This is a genomic window from Sediminihaliea albiluteola, assembly GCF_014077625.1.
In the GTDB taxonomy this organism is placed as follows: Bacteria; Pseudomonadota; Gammaproteobacteria; order Pseudomonadales; family Halieaceae; genus Sediminihaliea; species Sediminihaliea albiluteola.
In genome coordinates, this window is sequence record NZ_JACFXU010000013.1 from 309429 (window position 1) to 328194 (window position 18766).

Here is an 18766-nt window from a genome sequence, read left to right on the forward strand (position 1 = left end):
AAGCCGCCCAGAGGGCGGCTTTAGCAGCTAACTATTAGCTTAGTACTCGTAGCTGAGCTCCAAGCCATAGGTGCGAGGCGGTGCATATTGCTCTGTGATCAGACCCAGAGCGCCCAAGTTGATAGCGAATGTTGGGTAGTCATCATCCAGCAGGTTTTTACCCCACAGTGTGACTTTGAACATGCCATCGCCAGCAGGGATGTCCTGCAGACTCAAGCGGGCGTTGACCACGGTTCGCTCATCCATGCCCTGTTTGTCATAAATGACGGGTTCGCCATTGATGTTGCCAGACCACAGGGAGTTTTCAGGGTAGGCATCCTGCCAGTTAACCTGCAGGTAGCCAGTAAAGTCACCGAAGTTAGTACGTGCAAAGACGTAGTCCAGTGAGGCGCCTACCTGGTTTCCGGGGGAGGAGCGATGGGCGTTTTTGCTGCCATTGATGCAAGTATCCTGGAATTCGCCAGTGCCGCAAACATCGGGATACTTTTCAAAGTCGCCATTGATATAGGCGTAGCTGAAGCCAACAATCAAGTCTTCAATCGGAGCGGCCAAGATCTCCAGTTCGCCACCCCAGCGCTCGGCAGAGCCGGCGTTGGTGAGCAGTGTGGTCGCGGTGCCGTCATCGGTCTTAACTTGGCTGACCTGAAGGTCATCGTACTTGTAGCCGTAAATCGCGCCGTTGATCCGCAGGCGTCTATCCCACCAGTCGCTTTTGAAGCCGAGCTCGAGTTGTTCGATCGTTTCTTCATCGTAGGTGTTGTCGTACTGCTCACCGTTAAAGCCACCACTGCGGTAGCCGGTGGCGTAGCGCAGGTAGGTGTTTAGTTCGTCAGTTGCCTGGAAGGCCACAGTAAAGTTACCGCTAGTGTTGCTGAAGTCTTTACTGCGACTGACCGCTCTAGCGGGTGTGACGCCAAAGGGTGACACCACTTCACCGTAGTCGTAGTCAATTCTTTTCTTTTCTTCGGTGTAGCGCAGGCCGGCAGTTAGGGCTAAGCGGTTATCGAACCAGCCCGGTGTCCATGTGGCCTGAGTAAAGGTGGCCCAAGCGTAAGTGTCGCTGTAATAGCTTTCATCTACAACACCGCCTAAAGGTGCAGCAAAGACCGCATCGCGCTCGAATGCGCCTTCATCCCAAAAACGGTAGTAGCCCAAGACATAATCCACTGTTTCGGTGGTGCCGATCATTTGTAATTCAAGCGACTTCTGCTCGTACTCAGTGCTGGTGTTTTGATTAGTGTGGTAGGCGCCGAGGTTATCAATACCATCCCACAGGGCATCAATCGGCAAGAACTCTGTGGGGATGCCCAGCTCGTAAGCTGCGCCATAAATCTGGCCCAGGGTGCTGTGAACCAAACTGTTCATGGCGCCAACACCATTACTGTCAAGGCTCGAATCGATGTTCTCGATATCACCATATACGAATGTTTCGAGCTCCCGTTGAGCCGCGATGCCGCGGAAGGTTACATCTCCCAGAGCACCCATATCACCCGCATCGAATGTCAGGGTGAGTGCATGACCGTCAGAGTCGTTTTTGGAAAGCGGTGTGAAGTCAGCCATACCGCTGCTAGCACGCCCTTGGCCGCGAGCCTGTGCTTGCTCTAGGCCGCTGATGGTCTGCTGCAGGGAGGGAATCCAGCGCTCACTGATACGCGGGTCAGCAGCGGGAATTTGCGCCCATCCTTGAGCTGCGCCCAAGGTGCCACGCAAGCCATCTAGCATGCTGACATTGCCAGCTGCATCTAATGGGTTCAGACCGACTACTTGCTGCATGGCGTTAACTTCATCGAGCTTGCTGTTGTCATAAGCGTAGTCGACAACAAAGTTGTCAGTGACGTTCAGCTGGGCTGCGAAGCGCCAAGCCTGGCGGTCCATCTCGTCGAAATCATCGCCGCCGGGGCTTTTGTTCTTGTACAGGCCATCGCGCAGGCGTGTCTGGTAGCCGAAGTTTACGGCCAGTTCACCCAAGCCTTCGCCCACTTGTCCGACCGAAGGCAAGTCCATGTTGACCTTGAATTGGCGGTAGTCATAGTTGCCGACGCTGGCGGTGGCGCGTAAGCCAAACTCACCAGTGGGCTTGCGGGTAATAAAGTTTACTGCGCCACCGGTGGAGTTACGGCCGTAGAGCGTGCCTTGTGGACCGCGCAGTACTTCTATGCGCTCCAGCTCGGCAACATCCATTGCGGAGCCGGCTTGTTTGCCGACAAATACGCCGTCAATGTAGATCCCGACAGCGGGGTCTAATGAAATATTGTTAGGTGCACCGCCAGATACGCCGCGCATATTCAGCGAAACAGCTGCTCGCTGGCCCGGGGCGTCGTAACCAGACATACCAGCGATTTGACCGATAAGGTCTTCACTGTTTTCGATGCCTCGGTTTTCGAGATCTGTAGTGCTCAGGGCAGTAATTGAAATAGGGGTTTCTTGGCTGGACTCCTCTCGCTTCTGGGCGGTTACTACGACCTCCTCAAGAGCGTGGCCCTGCGCCATAGTCATTGGAGCGGCGGGTATCGCTAATAGAGAGATGGCCATCGCCAAGGGGCGTGGATTAAAACAGCTTTTTTGCATGTGGGCCTCACCTAGTACTGTTATCGCCGCCCTTAGGGCAGGCGTTTTTATGAAGAACTTTGTAACTTATATTATGTCATGGAGGATTTTCATTCCATTTGGCACGGTACCCCTGCAGTCGCTCCTAAGCCATGACATTTACAGTCACGCTGGCGACTACTGGTATTAATAGTAATACCGTTGCTCGGATATCTTAGCATTTTGCTGCGATGGCGGGATAGTTGGGGGCTAATAGTTGTCTGTGGGCGCTTCTGCGAGTGCATCACTTAGGGATGGCTATGGCGATCCGAAGGCGCAGAGCAAAGCCCTGCACTTCCTCAGCTAGGCCTGTAACACTACAAACTGTGAATTTTCGTTGTGCAGCCCCCGAAGGCTTGGTTTCCGCTATAATTAGGCCATTCATTTTCCTGATTAGGCCGCCTTTTATCTAGGGGCCTATAGAGTGACAGGGTCCGTTTATGGCAGACAGTAATCTTATCCCTTCAGTGCAGATCCACAGCGGTCAGAAGTTTGTAAATGACCGCGGTATCACTGCCATTAAGGACGGGATAAAAGCCCGTAGTAAGTCGTCGCAGCGCTTGCCAAAGCCTGATTGGTTACGCATTCAGGTCAAAGGTGGCCCAGTTTATGACGAAGTGAAGCAGATCGTGCATGAGCATCGCTTGGCTACTGTTTGTGAAGAAGCCAAATGCCCCAATATGAGTGAGTGTTGGAGTGCCGGAACTGCCACTATTATGCTGATGGGTGATGTCTGTACCCGTGCCTGCCGCTTTTGTGCGGTCAATACGGGCAACCCAAAGGGCTGGCTCGATCCAGAGGAGCCCGCCAACACGGCCCGCTCAGTTCAGCTAATGGGCTTGCAGTATGTCGTGTTGACCTCAGTGAACCGGGACGACTTACCTGATGGTGGGGCCGGGCATTATGCGGCCTGCGTGCGTCAAGTTAAGCAAGACAACCCAGGCACTGCTGTGGAAGCCTTAACGCCTGACTTTTTAGGGGTTTTGGCTGATGTAGAGACGGTGGTCAACTCCGGTATTGAGGTTTTTGCACAGAACGTTGAGACCGTCCGACGTTTGACCCACCCGGTGCGTGACCCCCGGGCTAGTTACGATCAGACCCTTGCCGTATTGGCGCACGCCAAAGCCCACCGCCCAGAGGTGCTGACTAAAACCAGTCTGATGCTGGGCTTGGGCGAGACCGAGCAGGAAATCCTCGAGACGATGGATGATCTGCGCCGCGCTAATGTTGATATTTTAACCTTTGGGCAGTATCTGCAACCCACCGCTAATCATTACCCCATTGAGCGCTATGTGACGCCACAAGAGTTCGAGCAATATCGTTTGTGGGGCTTAGAGCGCGGCTTTTTAGAAGTTGTGTCAGGTGTGTTTGTGCGCTCGAGCTATCGTGCGGAGCAGGTGCTGCAGAAAAATAATGTGGGGCTGTAAGCACTACTTACTCAAGCTGAGCTAGCCTTGCCATCGTTTATTTGGCAGCGTATTGATAGTGCGCCCCTTGGCGCTGAGCAATTGCTGGGCTTCAATGTCCTGCGGCTGGACCTCATGCATGGTCTGGCACCGGGCAATAAGATCTTCAAACTTGAGCCCTGCATTGCTGACGCCAAAGCTAAAGGCTTTCGCCGCTTGCTGTCTTTTGGTGGAGCCTGGTCGAATCATCTGCATGCGCTAGCGGCCTTGGGGCAGCGACATGGCTTAGCTACTGTGGGTGTGGTGCGAGGCGAGCCCGATGGTCCACTGAGCGCGACCCTAGCCGAGGCCCAAGCTGCGGGTATGCAATTGCACTATCTATCGCGAACAGCCTACCGACAGCGCCACGAAAAGGTATTTCAAAGACAGCTATTAGCACGCTATGGGCCGGCCTACTTGATTCCTGAAGGTGGTGACTGCCTCTTGGGCGCTAGTGGATGCATGGCTATTGGCGAGGAGCTGGCTCGGCAGATGCCAAGCGGTGCAAGCATTATCTTGCCGGTAGGCACAGGTACAACGCTAGCCGGTATTGTTGCATCCTTGGGGCCCGCTTATCGGGTGATCGGAATCTCTGCCTTAAAAGGAGCGCTGGATACGGCATCTCGCGTCCAGCGGCACCTAGATCAAATAGGGCATAGCCGCGATAGGGCGGCCTGGGAAATCTGTCACGATTATCATTGTGGTGGCTTTGCGCGGGCCCCCGTTGAGCTGCGTGAGTTTTTGCTGTCAATGGAGCAAAGCAGCGCTATTCCCTTAGAGCCGGTGTATAGCGCTAAAGCGCTGTTGGCTGCGCAAAAGCTCTTAGCCGCGGGACAGCTCGACCGCTCTAAGCCGCTGGTGTTTATTCATACTGGCGGGCTGCAGGGCAGACGAGGCTTTGACTGGCTGTCCGATCAAGGATCAGTCCTTCAGTAGACTGCTTTGGCTGAGGCTGGTTAATTGGGCCAGTCGGCATTCACCACAAAAAAACGTCGCTGCTCGCGGCCCTCTGGGTCAAGCTCGGCGATCAATCGCGGCCGTTGCTGTTCGCTAAAATGCGCTTGCAGAGTATCCACTAAGGCCTTTCTTGATAGTTTTGTATCAGTGGCTTGCGCAACGGCGGGGCTCAACCAGCGCAAGCGTTCTAGCTCAATATAGAGTGTATTAGCATCTAGGGCTGTGGGCAGATCGCAGCAACGGTACCAGCGACAGAGTTGGCGCTGAGGGTTAAAGTCTTCAGGCGGCGGCAGGGGAGAGCTCGCCGATTGAAAGAGGTAGCCTTTGATGTCGACTTCTCGCAGGAGAGAATCAATGCCCAATTCGCGCAGTAGGGCTTTGGCCTGAGGCCGCTCCGATAGGCGGATTTGGTGCTGCATCAAACGCTCTGTTTTAATGTCCAAGCGGTCGCGGTTATTTGGCCCGAGCCATTGGTAGCTATGGCTTGTGGTCTTATTAGGGGCTAAGCTGCCGTAACTTAAGTAAAATTTGACCGCCAGTTCGAGATGGACGTGCTGGCGACGTTGATGACAGTAATACAAGCAATCGAACTCACCGATAGTACGCTTTTCGTTGTATACGGGCAGGTTGTTGGCCACTAAGTCAATGAGAGGGTCCTGGCCTAGAAAAAAATGCCAGAGCCGCTCGAAATAGAGCCCTAAACGCCGACTCGGTGCGGCAGCGAGAAATGCCAGCAGTTCGTCGGGCTGCTTATCCAATGCTTGCAGCCAAGACAGGCGCTCGGCGCTGAGTTGAAATTGCGTGTTGACGACCTCCCTTGAGGCCGCTGTTGGCCGCTGGTTTAGCACGATTGGCGGAGAAAAACAGGCCCAGGCCAGATCGCGAACAGCTTGTTGTCGATAGTGCTGTGGCGTCATACATACGCTCAATGAGGCTTTCATGGTTATAATACCAGTCCATTTAGCTTGGGAAACACTATGCAGCCATCTTTCAAGCGCATTGGCTTAGTCGGCCGTAGCCAGCACGAAGGAGTACAGCCCGTACTAGAAGAGTTGGTCGGACTCTTAGGTCGACGGGGACTTGAGGTTGTGCTCGAGGACCGACTCGGCGAGTTACTCCCCAAGGGTGATCACAGTCTCGCGACACTCGATGCGATCGGAGAGGATGCCGATTTAGTCATCGTGGTTGGCGGTGATGGCAGTCTGCTGAGTGCTGCCCGGACCTTGGCCCGCTATGAGACGCCAGTCTTGGGGGTTAATCGCGGGCGTTTAGGCTTTCTTACCGATATCAGCCCAGATGAGATAAGCCAGCAAGTGCCGGCCGTATTAGATGGTCACTTTACCCGCGAACGCCGCTTCTTACTGGATGCCAAAGTGACTCGCGATGGCAAGACCGTAGGGCGTGCCGACGCACTTAACGACGTGGTGGTTAACTCTGGTACCTCGGCCCAGATGATTGAGTTTGAGCTCTCCATTAACGATACTTTTGTCTATCGTCAGCGTGCTGACGGACTAATCATATCCACTCCAACAGGCTCAACTGCTTACTCACTCTCTGGTGGTGGACCTATTATGCACCCTACGCTAGATGCTGTGGTGTTGGTGCCAATGTTTCCTCATGCCTTGAGCAGCCGCCCGATTGTGGTCGACGGAAACAGTGAAATTCGTATCCACATACTGGATCGCAACCGCATTCACCCACCAGTGACCTGCGATGGTCAGGTAAATATGACTGCCAGGCCAGGCGACTGCGTGGTGATCAGTAAAAAGCCGCATCGCTTGACGCTATTGCACCCCATTGGTCATAGTTTTTACGCCAGCTGCAGAGACAAACTGCGCTGGAGCAACGCCTTGGTTAATTGATGTCACAGTCCTTTAAAGCTTTAAGCGTAAATGTCGATGAGGATTTGCGCCCGCTCAGTGTTGCCTTATTTCAACGCGGTGTGCGACATCGTATCTATGAAAGTCATGGTCAACAGGTGCTTATGGTCGCTGATGAGGCCCAAGTCGATGAAGTTGTGCACTTGTATCGCGCCTGGCGGGCGGGTGAGCTGCGTATTGAGCTAGAGCCTCGTCAGCCACCAGCGCCCCGGGCTGGTGTAACAGAACTGGCGCGTCAGGCCCCGGTGACTTTGCTGTTGATCCTACTGAGTGTCGCTGGCTTCTTATTGGTCTACCTCAATGCGCCGCTAGCACTGCTGTCCTTGTTTACTTTTACTCCCTTCACACTCAGCGCTGGGCAGGTATTGTTTGAGCCGCAGGGCAGTGAGTATTGGCGACTTTTGACACCTGCCTTCCTGCATTTTGGCTGGTTGCACATTGTGTTTAACAGCCTGTGGATGTGGGAGTTAGGCGCTAAGGTTGAGCGAGCTTTGGGCAGTTTAAATATGCTGGGCTTGTTTGTCGTAATAGCGGTCGTCTCCAACTCGGCCCAGTACCTCTTTGGTGGGCCGGCTATTTTTGGTGGGATGTCTGGTGTGGTCTATGGCCTGCTGGGCTTTGCTTGGTTGGCAGGGCAGCTGCAGCCCGCCTGGCAGATACAGCCCCGAGCAGGGATCATGTTGTTTATGGTTGGCTGGCTGCTTATCTGTGTCTTAGGTGTGGTTGAAGTGCTAGGTTTTGGCGCCATTGCCAATGCTGCGCATATCGGCGGACTCCTCAGTGGCGCCGTCCTAGGTGCCGCTTTTGGCGCGCTGTCGCGGCTATCGGGCGACAACTAGGGGCTATCCCCGCTATAATTATTCGCTTCGCTCACCCTCAGTCGGGCTGCCCCAATGGACTACAACACACTGATTGAAACCCTATCACCAGAGATCTATCAAAAGTTAATGCGCGCTGTGGAGCTGGGCAAATGGCCAGATGGTCGCCCCTTGACTGCCGAGCAGCGCGAAACTTGTATGCAGGCGATGATTGCCTGGGGCAAGTTGCATTTACCCGAAGAGGAAAGGATCGGCTATATCGACCTGGGCCATAAGGCTGGCGATGTCTGTGATGATCCAGAACCTACGCCGCTCAACTGGCGGGATTAATTAACAAGGAGTTTTAGGTGGCCCAAGAACTGGCAGCAGGTGCGCTGCGCAAAATGAAAACGGCACTGGAGTCACCGGTGCAGTATCAAATGGTCTTTGGTGGCGAGCTGCTCCCTATTAATGACTTATTGGGCCAAGCGGTGCAGCTGGAGTTTTCAGGCCAAATCAACTGTATTCACTGCGACCGTAAAACTAATAAAAGTTTTAGCCAAGGTTACTGCTACCCCTGCTTTAAGCGCTTAGCTCAGTGTGATACCTGTATTATGAGCCCAGAGCGCTGCCATTATCACCAGGGCACCTGCCGTGAGCCTGAGTGGGGCGAAGCCAACTGCATGATCGATCACATTGTCTATCTGGCCAACACTTCTGGTCTGAAGGTCGGCATCACCCGCCACAGTCAGATTCCTACCCGCTGGATGGATCAGGGCGCCACTCAGGCCAAGCCAATCTTTAGGGTCAGTAGCCGCTTGCAGTCCGGCCTAGTGGAAACGGTTTTCAAAGCACATGTGGCCGATAAAACGAGTTGGCAGGCGATGCTGAAGGGCTCGGCAGAAGACCTTGACCTAGAACAACAGCGCCAGAACTTACTCGCTGAATGCGCGGCTGATATCGAAGCACTGCAACAAGAGCATGGCTTGCAGGCTATTAGGGTGTTGGAAGATCAGGCAGAAGTGCGAATTGAATATCCTGTGCTCGAATATCCGAGCAAAGTGAAGTCCTTTAACTTAGATAAGACAGCGACAGTCGAGGGCACCCTGCTGGGTATTAAAGGTCAGTATCTCATCTTTGATACTGGCGTCATCAATATGCGTAAATACGGCGGTTATCACATCGCTTTGTCACAGCTCTGAGGTAATTTCATGCGAGATGCACAACCACGCGCTACATTCTTACAGGAGTACCAGCCACCGGCTTACTTTATCGAGCGCACGGAGCTGGCTTTTGATCTCTACGAAGACTACACCACGGTGTTGGCCAACTTGCACTGCCTGCGCAATGCGGATAGCACAGCGGATAACTCACTATTCTTACACGGCGAAGAGTTGGAGCTGCAATCCCTGGCGATTGATGGTCGCCCCTTAGCTGAGGATGAATATCAAATCAGTGACAAGGGCTTGCTGATACACCGTGTGCCGGAGCAATTTGAGCTCAGCATTGGCACCCGCATCTTGCCGCAAGACAATGCTTCGCTGGAAGGCTTATATAAGTCGAACAAGATGTTTTGTACTCAGTGTGAAGCTGAGGGCTTTCGTAAAATCACTTATTACTTGGACCGCCCCGACGTGATGTCGGAGTTTACGGTGACGATTGAGGCTGAGCAGGCTCGCTACCCGGTGCTGTTGAGTAATGGCAACGCGATCCACGAAGAAAGTTTGGCCAATGGTCGGCACCGAGTTAGATGGCATGACCCCCATCCCAAACCGTCCTATTTGTTCGCCTTGGTGGCTGGTGATTTGCACTACATCGAAGATCACTTTCACACTATGGGTGGTCGCGAGGTCTGCTTGCGCATCTTTGTGGAAGCAAAAGATCTCGGTAAATGCCAGCACGCCATGGATTCGTTGAAAAAATCTATGCGCTGGGACGAGGAGGTCTACGGCCGTGAATACGATCTGGATATCTTCAATATTGTTGCCGTAGACGACTTCAATATGGGAGCGATGGAGAACAAGAGCCTTAATATATTTAATAGCTCCTGTGTACTGTGCAGCCCAGAAACAACCACCGATGCTGGCTTTCAGACCGTGGAAGCCATCGTGGCTCACGAGTATTTTCACAACTGGTCGGGCAACCGAGTCACTTGTCGCGATTGGTTTCAACTGAGTTTGAAAGAAGGCTTTACGGTGTTCCGCGATGCCGAGTTCTCTGCGGATATGGGCTCTCGCACGGTCAAGCGGGTAGCTGACGCCACAGTGCTGCGCAGTCATCAGTTTGCCGAAGATGCCGGCCCGATGGCCCACCCTGTGCGGCCTGAGTCCTTCATAGAGATTTCTAACTTCTATACCTTAACGGTGTATGAGAAGGGCGCTGAGGTCGTGCGCATGATCCACACTCTGCTGGGAGCAGAGGCCTTCCGCCGCGGTTCGGATCTGTACTTTGAGCGCCACGATGGCCAGGCGGTCACCTGTGAAGACTTTGTGCGTGCAATGGAGGATGCCTCGGGTGTCGATCTCACACAGTTCAGGCGCTGGTACTCGCAAGCGGGTACGCCGCTTGTAACAGTGCGTGATGACTATGATGCAGAGGCTGAGCGCTACACTCTGACAGTGACACAGAGCTGTCCTCCGACACCGGGGCAGCCGCATAAGGAGCCCATGCTGATTCCACTGGCGATGGGCTTGTTGGGCGAGGCAGGTAATTTACCGCTTAAATTAGCAGGCCAAGCGCCCGATGCAGAGACTGCGGATAATACTTCTACCGTCCTGTTGCTGAGTGAGCCAGAGCAGCACTTTGTCTTTGAGCAGGTGCGCGAGCGCCCGGTACCCTCTTTGCTGCGTGGTTTTTCTGCACCAGTGCGTTTGGATTATAACTACAGCAGGGCAGAGCTCTGCGCCCTCATGAGCCGCGATGATGATGGCTTTGTGCGTTGGGATGCCGCCCAGCAATTGGCTTTGTCGGTATTGGATGAAATACAGCAGCAATTGACTGATGGTCAAGAGCCATCGGTTGACCCCTTGTATTTGGATGCTTGCGCTAGCTTGTTGGCAGATACGAGCTTGGATCCGGCACTGGTCGCCGAGATGCTGCGCTTGCCCACCGAGTCTTATCTCGCTGAATTAGCGGCGGCAGAGGGCGCTGATGTTGAGTTGATCCACCGGGCTCGTGAAGCACTTGAAACAGCACTTGCCCAGCACGCAGAAAGCCAATGGCTCGACGCCTATCGGCGCTCAGTGGTCAATGCCCCCTATGCGCCGGTGGCGGAGCAGATCGCCGCGCGCAGTTTGCGCAACCTCAGTTTGTATTATCTGGCATGTGCTAAAGCGCAGCATATCGGATTGGCTCAAGCACAGTATGCTGCAGCAACTAACATGACCGATCGTCTTGCTGCACTGCGTGTGATTAGCCAGCGCGGCACACAACAGCAGAGCGATGAAGCGCTAGATAGCTTTTATCGTGACTGGCAGCATGACTCATTGGTCATCAATCAGTGGCTGCAGTTGCAGTCAGCGATGCCGGGAGAGGGGGCTTTAGCGCGGGTGCGTTCACTGATGGATCACGAAGCCTTTGATTTACGTAACCCCAATAAAGTGCGGGCCTTGGTCGCGGGTTTTAGCAACAATAACTCGCTGCAGTTCCACCGCCCCGATGGCGCAGGTTACGCTTTCCTAGCGGAAGTCATTGAACAATTGAATACCCGTAACCCCCAGATAGCGTCGCGCTTGCTAAATCCACTGACTCGCTGGCGCAACTATCGCCCCGATCGAGGCGAGCTGATGAAAGCGCAACTCGAAAGGCTGGCGGCACTGCCGGACTTGTCGGTAGACGTTTATGAGGTGGTTAGTAAGTCTCTACAAGACTGAAGCTCTAGTTGCGTATCGAGTCGCTTTACTCAAACTCCAGAGCTAGGGTAAAGCGACAGTTGTTCTGCAGGCGCAGTACTTTTTCCACGGATCTTTTTACGCAAAGCAGTGACGCAGGTGGCGAGATCTTGCCCCTGCCACTGGCTGTTATCGCTGGCATAGAGCTGTCGGTTAAGCCTATCAATTTCGTTGCTGAAGTCGTGGTCGCCACAGTGCGCGGCGAACTCTTCTAATGAGGCTGGTGCTGGGCCCTGGGGGTAGAGATGCTGCGCCCATAACAGCAGAGCTTGGCGTGTTTTCTCCGCTTGGTTAGCTGCGCAGGCCGCTAAAACTTTTTTATAGCTGCTGCTCTCGTTCGCCGGCGAGGCTGAACGAGTTAAGCTTTGTGCGGGACTGACTCGCTTGGTCTTGCTGGAGCGCCATAGCCACAGGAGTGTTGCCAGCCAGCCGATGCTGGAGCTGATCGCTAAGGCTTGCCAAAACAACAGCTGATTGCTGGCTGGGGCGCTGCCCCCAGCTACAGTTTTTATTGCCACTGTAGGGTCAGCTACTTGTAGGCTGTCTGGACCATCTGCACTACTCTCACTAAGGCCTTCGGCAGCGCTTACGCTGATGTCTCGGCCCGCTAGAACCGCTTCTCGCAGGATGCCTGCTTCGGTATCCCACCAAGGTATACGGATTTCTGGAATGTGATAATTGCCAGCGGCAGTTGGCACCAGTGCAGCACTGTCTTGCCTTTGTCCGACAAGACCAGTGCTCAATTCGCTTTCCATAATCTCAGGCTGGTCGGGGTAATATTTCAGGCCCGCTGTAGAGGGAAATAAAACAGGGGGAAGCTGGGCCCCTTGCAAGCCTTCGGCTACGAGCTGAATACTGCGTGTGGTGGATTCGCCAGCGCTTAATTGCTCTGGCGGTGACGACCAGCGTTCAATAATTTTTAGATCTTTGGCTGGCAGCCAGGTTGCCTGGGCCGGAAAATCTTCTGGGCGCGGTAGTACATCGATACGCAAGGCTTCACTATTGCGGCGAACGAGACGGCCCTGGGCGCGATTGAACATACTGCGTTGGGGCAGGGCTTCTCGGGCAGAAAATGTTTGTGCAGGTATTTCCAATGTGCCGCTTTGTTCGGGAAATATGGCGTAGCGGATTTCGTGTACTAGCCAAGGCCTACCATTCACATTGCGCTGGAAGGACTGTTGCTCCAGTTCTTTAACAAAGGCATTGTCCAGTTTTAACTCGGTGACGCTGCGTGAATCGAGGTTGATCGATTGCTGTATTCTCAGCGTGAGTAATACTTGCCCTTGTACATACACGGACTCACGATCTACTTCGGCTTCAAATACCACGGCTTGATCACCACCGGGTAATTCAGGCGGCTCGCTGACTTCTACGCTGATGGCATTAGTGCGTGCAGAGCCGGAAGATAGCGCAGGAATTTGTAGCGTGCCGACACGTTTTGCACTCAGATCAAGAATTAATTGGCGGGTTTGCGAGCGTCTGCCATTAATAATGCTAATGCTGCTGTTATTAGAGCGCTGCAGAATACTGAAATCTTGCTCGAGTTCGCTGAGCTCTATACGTCCTAAGTCTTCGTTGCCAGTGGCAGAAATCACCAGGCGTAGCGTGTCGCCAAGGGCCACTTGATGGCGATCAATCTGAGCTTCCAAGGCAGCCTGTGCGCTGCTGCACAGTAGCAGCAAAGCCAGCACATATAAATACAGTCGCTTACCAGTAACTTTCATTGTTGGGCTTAATTCCCTGCTGTTGTCGTTGACGGCTTTCGTAGCGAAATTTTTCTCGCAATAACCCCGAAGGGTCATCGGGTACGCGGCGTAGCCATTGCTCCATGGCCTGATCGCGCTCTGCTTGTTCTGGGCTGGCCTGAGCCTGTTCTTGCTGTGCTCTGGCCTCGGCATCTTCTTGCTGTGCTTGTTCCTCTGGCTCTTGGCTAGCCTTGTCAGCTTCATCATTTTGCTCAGAGTCCTGATCCTGGTCTTGTGCTTGCTGCTGGGAAGAATCTTGTGGCTCGTTCTGTTTTGACGCTTGTTGTTCGCTTGGCTCATTGTTTTGCTGAGCATCTTGGGAGTCTTGATCTCCTTGGGACTGCTCTTGATCTTGCCCTTGATCTTGATTCTGCTGTTGATCCTGATTGTCAGCATCCTCTGAGGATGAGTCCTGCTGCTCTTGTTGTTCTTGCTGCTGCTTCAGTTGCTCCAAGAGTTCAATGTTGTTTTGTGCATCAGCCTGATCGGGCTTAATTGCCAGTGATTGACGGTAGGCTTCTATGGCTTGATCGAGCTGGCCAGAACGGGCTAAAGCATTGCCGCGGTTATACCAATCATCAGCGGAATCGCCACTGGAGAAATTCTCCACGGCGGCTTCGTAGTCACCATTTTGGTAGGCAGCCGTCCCGGCCCAAGCCGGATTATCAAACAGTTGCTGGGCACGCTCGAGCTCGCCTTGCTCTAGGGCGCGCACACCCTGCTGGTCAGCTGTCAGCCATAGACTATCCCAGCTCTGCGCCTGGGCACTGTGTGGCTCAAGGACGAAGAACAAAGGCACTAAAGTAAATAGGAGACCACGTCTAAATAGCACTAAAACCAGCGGTAACAAGAGCAGTACCAAGAAATAGCCTTGATCTTGCCAGTGATCAGCACGGCGACTAGAGCTTGTTAAGCGCTCCTGTCCGGGCAGTAATTCGTTGTTGGCTAAGGCCGCTAGATCCTCCGGGTTCATTGCCAATTCCAGTGGCAGATAACGGCCACCAGCCCGGCGCGCTAGCTTGGTGAGGGATTCGCTATCGAGCCCAGGCATGACTATCGCGCCCTGGCTATCTTTGACAAAGCCACCGCCGGGTAGAGGGAGAGGGGCGCCATTGGCCGTGCCCACGCCCATTACTATCAATTCGGCCCCCGCATCCTGCACAGCCTCAGCAATGGAGCTAGTTTGGCTCGCGCTCACTCCATCGGTCAGCAGTACTATGCGGCCGCCGATAATGCCTCCGGATTTCAATAGCTCTAATGCGAGCTCAATAGCGCTCTGGGCATCACTGCCAGGTACCGGCATCATGTCGGGATTTAGCGCCGGTAGTAAGTTAATAATTGTAGGGTGATCATCAGTCAGTGGGGTTACCACGTGGGCGTCACCGGCAAAGGCGATTAGGCCAGTCTGTCCCTCATCACGCTCTTGCAGCAGGTCGATAATGTTCTGCCGTGCTCGGTCAATGCGAGAGGGTGCTACATCAGCCGCTTTCATTGAATAGCTGAGATCGAGCACAAGCAGCAGAGCCGCCTCCCGCTGATGAACAGGTTGCTGAATTTTGCTGACACTGGGCCCGACCAGGGCGACCACTGCCAGTAGCCAAGCGATTAATATCCAAGGCAGATAGTTACGCTGACGAATGGCCGCCTGTTCACCGACTAAGTGCTGCAGCAATTCAGGCGCGATCACTGAACTCCAGCTACCGGCGCGTTTGCGGCTATACCACAGCGCTATAAATAATACCGCGCAGGGCAATAGTGCCCAGAGCCATTCGGGCCGCATTAGATGAAGGCCGCCAATAGTCATGCTTTGTTTCCTGTAATGCGGGGGCTGCGCAACAGGCCGCTTTGCTGGCAGCGGTATAGGGCGAGAAAAAAGCTCAGCAAGAGAGCGACTGCTAATGGCCAGTGCGCTAAAGATTGACGGGGTCTAAACACCGAAGCGTCTTGCTCTACTGGCTCCAGTTCATCCAGCATTTGATAAATAGCTGCCAGTTCTTTTGGATCGCGAGCTCTGAAATAACGCCCGCCGGTTAACTGGGCAATCTCGCGCAGTGCCTCCTCATCCATGTCGGCAGAGGGATTCACTTGGCGGCTGCCAAAACTGGAGCCAAACAAGCCCGGCATGGTCATCTGGTCAGCGCCGATACCAATGGTGTAGATCCGAATATCGAGGTCCCTTGCTAAGCGCGCTGCCTCTAAAGGCTGGACGGAGCTGGCGTTGTCTTGCCCATCGGTGAGCAGGATGAGTACTCGGCTCTGTGCGGGGCGTTCTTTTAGGCGCTTAACGGCTAAACCTATGGCATCGCCAATCGCTGTCTCTTGACCGGCAAAGCCAAGCTGGGCCTCTTCAAGAAAACGCTGCACAGTGGCAGTGTCAAAGCTCAGTGGCGATTGAACATAAGCGTGACTGCCGAATAATATCAGCCCCAAGCGGTCGCCCTGGCGGCGCGCAATAAAATCAGCTCCGACAGCTTTAACAGCATCGATACGGCGTACATAGCGCTGGCTGACCTGCATATCTTCGATGCGCATACTGCCGCTGAGGTCAACAGCGAGCATCAGGTCGCGGCCGCTGTTGGGTAATTCGACCGGGTCACCAATCCACATGGGGCGAGCCGAGGCGATCAGTAAGCAGATCCACAGCAGACTCAGAGCAATTAGTGCCAGGCGCCCAGAGCTTGCTGTAGTGCTTGCGCTGCGCTCACTGAGCTGCTGCCACTGATCAAAGAAGGGGGCGCGCAAGGCCAGCTGCTGGCTGCGCGTGGCAGGCAATAGGCGCCGCAGCAACCAAGGTAAAGGTAGCAGCAGAAATAACCAAGGCCATTGCCATTCAATCATGAGGCGGCCCTATGTCGTAAAATCCATTGTTTTGCACTGCGGTGCAAGTGTTCTATCTCAGCCGGCTTAACAGCGCTGTTTTTTGCATATAGCTGGGTGTTTAGGCTCTTGCTAAAGGCCTGCTGGTCGGGCTTGGGGTTAGTCTGCTGGAGAAAATCTAGCCAAGCCTGGCCGCTAAGTGCTGCTACATCTCGCTGAGGAAAACTGCGCAATGCTACGATCTTGAGCAAGCGGTTACATTCATTCAGGTAAGGCAAGTGCTCATTAGCAGCGATTGATTGGTAGCAGTTCTCTAACTGGGCCACTGCAGTGCGGCGATAGCGGCGCCGGCGATGGCGCCGCAGAAGCAAGTAGAGGCCACTGAGCACTGCCACTAAGAAAAGTATTGCCAGTACCCACCAGCCCGGAGCGGGGGGCCACCAATGTGGATCGGCCGGTAGGCGAAGCGGGGCCAGTTGTGCTAAGGGATCTTGTGATTGCATGCTAGCGTCCCTCCGCGCCGTAATAGCGCTGTAACACAGCAAAAGGGGAGTCGCTTGTTGACAGCTCTAATAAAGGAATCCCAAGCCGCTGCATACTGGCTGTTAGATTGTCTGCTCGGATACGGGCGCTTTGCGCATAGTTTTTGCGCAGGGTTTTATCAGCGGTATTGAGCTGGGTGCGTCTTTGGCCATCGGTGACCGCATAGAGTCCGGCTTGAGGCAGTTCGCGCTCCAGCGGGTCAGAACAGGCAAAGGCCGTTATCTCGGTGTGTTGAGCTAGTTGATAGAGGTGCTTTTGTGCGCGAGTTTCATTTGCACCCTGAAAATCGCTGATCAAATAGATACTGCTGCCTGGCCGCGCCACATGACGTAGTTGTGACAGCATGTCGCTGAAGCTATTCGCAGAATGGATATTTTTCAGTGGCAGTAGCTGATTGTAATGAGCGATTTCTGAGAGAATCGCCAGCACTGTTTTACGGCTGCGGCGAGGGCGAATCTCGCGGTGTTGCTGCTCGTTAAATACTAGGGCACCTACGCGATCGCCGTTAGCTAATGCGCTCCAAGCTATTAAGCTGGCTATATGCGCAGCGAGCACCGATTTGAAACAGTGCTGTGAGCCAAAAAACTGGCTGTTGCGCTGATCAATAGCAATCAGTACAGGGCGCTCCCGTTCTTCGCGGAATAGTTTGGTATGGGCGTCGCCGGTTCGTGCAGTCACGCGCCAATCGATACTGCGAATATCATCTCCAGGCTGATAGGCGCGCACTTCTTCGAAGTCAATGCCACGGCCGCGGAAATTACTTTTGTTGGGCCCAGCCAGTGCGCTCAGGGCACGTTTTCGTCGCCATAGCTGCAGCTGCACAGCATAAAAACGCTGTGCGATCAGAGTGGCCAGATCGACATATGCGCCAGTGGCGGGTTGCTGCATCTTATTGGCTGGCATGCTTGGCTGCTCAGGCAACGGGTACTAAAGCGGTCAGTTCACGGATCACTTGGTCGCTAGTGACACCATTGGCTTCAGCTTCGAAGCTCAGAATTAAACGGTGCCGCAAGACGTCAGCGGCGACTGCTTGCACGTCATCGGGGCTGACAAAGTCCTGGCCTTTGAGCCAGGCGTGGGCGCGGGCACAGCGATCGAGTGCGATGGTGGCCCGAGGGCTGGCGCCGTATTCAAGCCACTCTGCCAGTTGGGAGGAGTAGGCAGAAGGATCACGTGTGGCGACCACGAGCTGCACAATGTATTCCTCCACCGCTTCGGCCATATGCAGAGCCAGTACCTCAGAGCGAGCGGACATCACCGCCGCCTGGCTGAGTGAGGGCGCAGCTTCGGTGTTGTGCTGGGCTGCTTCAGCCCGAGTCAGGCGCAATATGTCCCGCTCTGCTTGAGCGTCGGGATAGCCGACTTTAACGTGCAGTAGGAAACGGTCCAGCTGGGCTTCCGGTAGTGGATAGGTACCCTCCTGCTCAATGGGGTTTTGGGTAGCCATCACCAGAAACAGCTCCGGCAGATTGTAGGTCTTGCTGCCTACACTAACTTGCCTTTCTGCCATGGCTTCCAGCAGAGCAGACTGAACCTTAGCTGGCGCGCGGTTGATTTCGTCTGCCAACACTAAGTTGTTAAACACGGGTCCCTGTTGAAACTCAAAGCTTCCCGTTTGAGGGCGGTAAATTTCGGTGCCTGTCACATCCCCAGGCAGTAGGTCTGGCGTGAACTGAATGCGATGGAATGAGCCTTCAAGACCATCAGCCAGCGCTTTGATAGCCCGGGTTTTGGCCAGTCCAGGGGCCCCTTCCACCAATAAGTGGCCATCGGCGAGCAGGGCGATAATTAGCCGTTGCACCAAATGGGCTTGGCCAATAATTTGCTGGCTGAGCCAGTGTTCCAATGCTTTAAGGTCTGCGCTTGCCACGCTGTCTCCTATCGGGTCGCTATTTGTTATTGGGCTCGGCAGGGTGCCGGGTGTTGGCATAAAGGCAATGTGGACACCGAGCCTGCCAAGAGGCCGCATTTTAACTAAGCCCAGTTGCTAGGGCCACGGCTTTTCCAAAAGCCTTATGTGGACCCCTCTGAGACTCAATTGCTGTGCAAAAGTTCCAGCCGCAACAGGCTACAGTCACAACTCATTTGGGCTAGACTATCTCTGTG

15 protein-coding genes are annotated in these 18766 nt (G+C 54.1%); 7 read left to right on the forward strand and 8 right to left on the reverse strand.

What is annotated here, in order from left to right; genetic code table 11:
- Positions 1 to 39 precede the first annotated feature (39 nt).
- Positions 40 to 2568, reverse strand: a complete 2529-nt coding sequence (locus H2508_RS02470; RefSeq protein WP_182168809.1) for a TonB-dependent receptor — start codon at positions 2566 to 2568, stop codon at positions 40 to 42.
- A 458-nt stretch (positions 2569 to 3026) separates the two neighbouring features.
- Here H2508_RS02470 and lipA point away from each other — a divergent pair, with 458 nt between their 5' ends.
- Entirely contained in the window at positions 3027 to 4013 is a 987-nt protein-coding gene (gene lipA / locus H2508_RS02475) for a lipoyl synthase (protein ID WP_182168810.1), read from the forward strand.
- Between the two features lie 27 nt (positions 4014 to 4040).
- Positions 4041 to 4967 carry a 1-aminocyclopropane-1-carboxylate deaminase/D-cysteine desulfhydrase gene (locus H2508_RS02480; protein ID WP_182168811.1) on the forward strand — a complete coding sequence of 309 codons (927 nt, stop codon included), beginning with the start codon at positions 4041 to 4043 and terminating at the stop codon, positions 4965 to 4967.
- A gap of 20 nt (positions 4968 to 4987) precedes the next feature.
- On the opposite strand, the gene H2508_RS02485 is transcribed toward H2508_RS02480, so the two are convergent.
- On the reverse strand, positions 4988 to 5929 hold the full coding sequence (locus tag H2508_RS02485; protein WP_182168812.1) for a DUF1853 family protein: 942 nt from the start codon (positions 5927 to 5929) through the stop codon (positions 4988 to 4990).
- Between the two features lie 36 nt (positions 5930 to 5965).
- On the opposite strand from H2508_RS02485, the gene H2508_RS02490 reads away from it, so the two are divergent.
- The 5 genes from H2508_RS02490 to pepN are packed head-to-tail and all read left to right on the forward strand — an operon-like array spanning position 5966 to position 11537.
- Positions 5966 to 6850 (forward strand): NAD(+) kinase, encoded by an 885-nt coding sequence (locus H2508_RS02490; protein ID WP_182168813.1) that lies wholly within the window; start codon positions 5966 to 5968, stop codon positions 6848 to 6850.
- The gene (locus tag H2508_RS02495) at positions 6850 to 7707 is read left to right on the forward strand and encodes a rhomboid family intramembrane serine protease (protein ID WP_182168814.1); all 858 of its coding nucleotides are present in this window, start codon (positions 6850 to 6852) and stop codon (positions 7705 to 7707) included. The genes H2508_RS02490 and H2508_RS02495 overlap by 1 nt, the downstream gene beginning before the upstream one ends.
- A 54-nt stretch (positions 7708 to 7761) precedes the next feature.
- On the forward strand, positions 7762 to 8016 hold the full coding sequence (locus H2508_RS02500; protein ID WP_182168815.1) for a YeaC family protein: 255 nt from the start codon (positions 7762 to 7764) through the stop codon (positions 8014 to 8016).
- A 17-nt stretch (positions 8017 to 8033) separates the two neighbouring features.
- Positions 8034 to 8867, forward strand: coding sequence for a DUF2797 domain-containing protein (locus H2508_RS02505; protein ID WP_328799293.1), 834 nt, complete (start codon positions 8034 to 8036; stop codon positions 8865 to 8867).
- Positions 8868 to 8876: 9 nt separating this feature from the next.
- Positions 8877 to 11537 carry an aminopeptidase N gene (pepN, locus tag H2508_RS02510; RefSeq protein ID WP_182168816.1) on the forward strand — a complete coding sequence of 887 codons (2661 nt, stop codon included), beginning with the start codon at positions 8877 to 8879 and terminating at the stop codon, positions 11535 to 11537.
- 29 nt (positions 11538 to 11566) lie between these two features.
- Here the strand turns inward: pepN and H2508_RS02515 are convergent, their stop codons facing one another.
- The 6 genes from H2508_RS02515 to H2508_RS02540 are packed head-to-tail and all read right to left on the reverse strand — an operon-like array spanning position 11567 to position 18530.
- Complete coding sequence (locus H2508_RS02515; RefSeq protein ID WP_182168817.1) at positions 11567 to 13279, reverse strand: BatD family protein; 1713 nt, start codon at positions 13277 to 13279, stop codon at positions 11567 to 11569.
- Entirely contained in the window at positions 13263 to 15104 is a 1842-nt protein-coding gene (locus H2508_RS02520; RefSeq protein ID WP_235964721.1) for a VWA domain-containing protein, read from the reverse strand. The genes H2508_RS02515 and H2508_RS02520 overlap by 17 nt, the downstream gene beginning before the upstream one ends.
- Positions 15101 to 16138 (reverse strand): vWA domain-containing protein, encoded by a 1038-nt coding sequence (locus H2508_RS02525; protein WP_182168818.1) that lies wholly within the window; start codon positions 16136 to 16138, stop codon positions 15101 to 15103. The genes H2508_RS02520 and H2508_RS02525 overlap by 4 nt, the downstream gene beginning before the upstream one ends.
- Positions 16135 to 16620, reverse strand: a complete 486-nt coding sequence (locus tag H2508_RS02530) for a DUF4381 domain-containing protein (RefSeq protein WP_182168819.1) — start codon at positions 16618 to 16620, stop codon at positions 16135 to 16137. Before H2508_RS02530 ends, H2508_RS02525 begins: the two co-directional genes overlap by 4 nt.
- Position 16621: 1 nt before the next feature.
- Positions 16622 to 17563, reverse strand: coding sequence for a DUF58 domain-containing protein (locus tag H2508_RS02535; protein ID WP_182168820.1), 942 nt, complete (start codon positions 17561 to 17563; stop codon positions 16622 to 16624).
- Positions 17564 to 17573: 10 nt separating this feature from the next.
- On the reverse strand, positions 17574 to 18530 hold the full coding sequence (locus tag H2508_RS02540) for an AAA family ATPase (RefSeq protein WP_182168821.1): 957 nt from the start codon (positions 18528 to 18530) through the stop codon (positions 17574 to 17576).
- Between the last annotated feature and the right edge of the window lie 236 nt (positions 18531 to 18766).

Coding starts and splice junctions, on each gene's coding strand:
- H2508_RS02470 (WP_182168809.1), bottom strand. CDS start 2,568: ATGCAAAAAAGCTGTTTTAATCCACGCCCCTTGGCGATGGCCATCTCT.
- lipA (WP_182168810.1), top strand. CDS start 3,027: ATGGCAGACAGTAATCTTATCCCTTCAGTGCAGATCCACAGCGGTCAG.
- H2508_RS02485 (WP_182168812.1), bottom strand. CDS start 5,929: ATGAAAGCCTCATTGAGCGTATGTATGACGCCACAGCACTATCGACAA.
- H2508_RS02490 (WP_182168813.1), top strand. CDS start 5,966: ATGCAGCCATCTTTCAAGCGCATTGGCTTAGTCGGCCGTAGCCAGCAC.
- H2508_RS02495 (WP_182168814.1), top strand. CDS start 6,850: ATGTCACAGTCCTTTAAAGCTTTAAGCGTAAATGTCGATGAGGATTTG.
- H2508_RS02500 (WP_182168815.1), top strand. CDS start 7,762: ATGGACTACAACACACTGATTGAAACCCTATCACCAGAGATCTATCAA.
- pepN (WP_182168816.1), top strand. CDS start 8,877: ATGCGAGATGCACAACCACGCGCTACATTCTTACAGGAGTACCAGCCA.
- H2508_RS02515 (WP_182168817.1), bottom strand. CDS start 13,279: ATGAAAGTTACTGGTAAGCGACTGTATTTATATGTGCTGGCTTTGCTG.
- H2508_RS02520 (WP_235964721.1), bottom strand. CDS start 15,104: ATGACTATTGGCGGCCTTCATCTAATGCGGCCCGAATGGCTCTGGGCA.
- H2508_RS02525 (WP_182168818.1), bottom strand. CDS start 16,138: ATGATTGAATGGCAATGGCCTTGGTTATTTCTGCTGCTACCTTTACCT.
- H2508_RS02530 (WP_182168819.1), bottom strand. CDS start 16,620: ATGCAATCACAAGATCCCTTAGCACAACTGGCCCCGCTTCGCCTACCG.
- H2508_RS02535 (WP_182168820.1), bottom strand. CDS start 17,563: ATGCCAGCCAATAAGATGCAGCAACCCGCCACTGGCGCATATGTCGAT.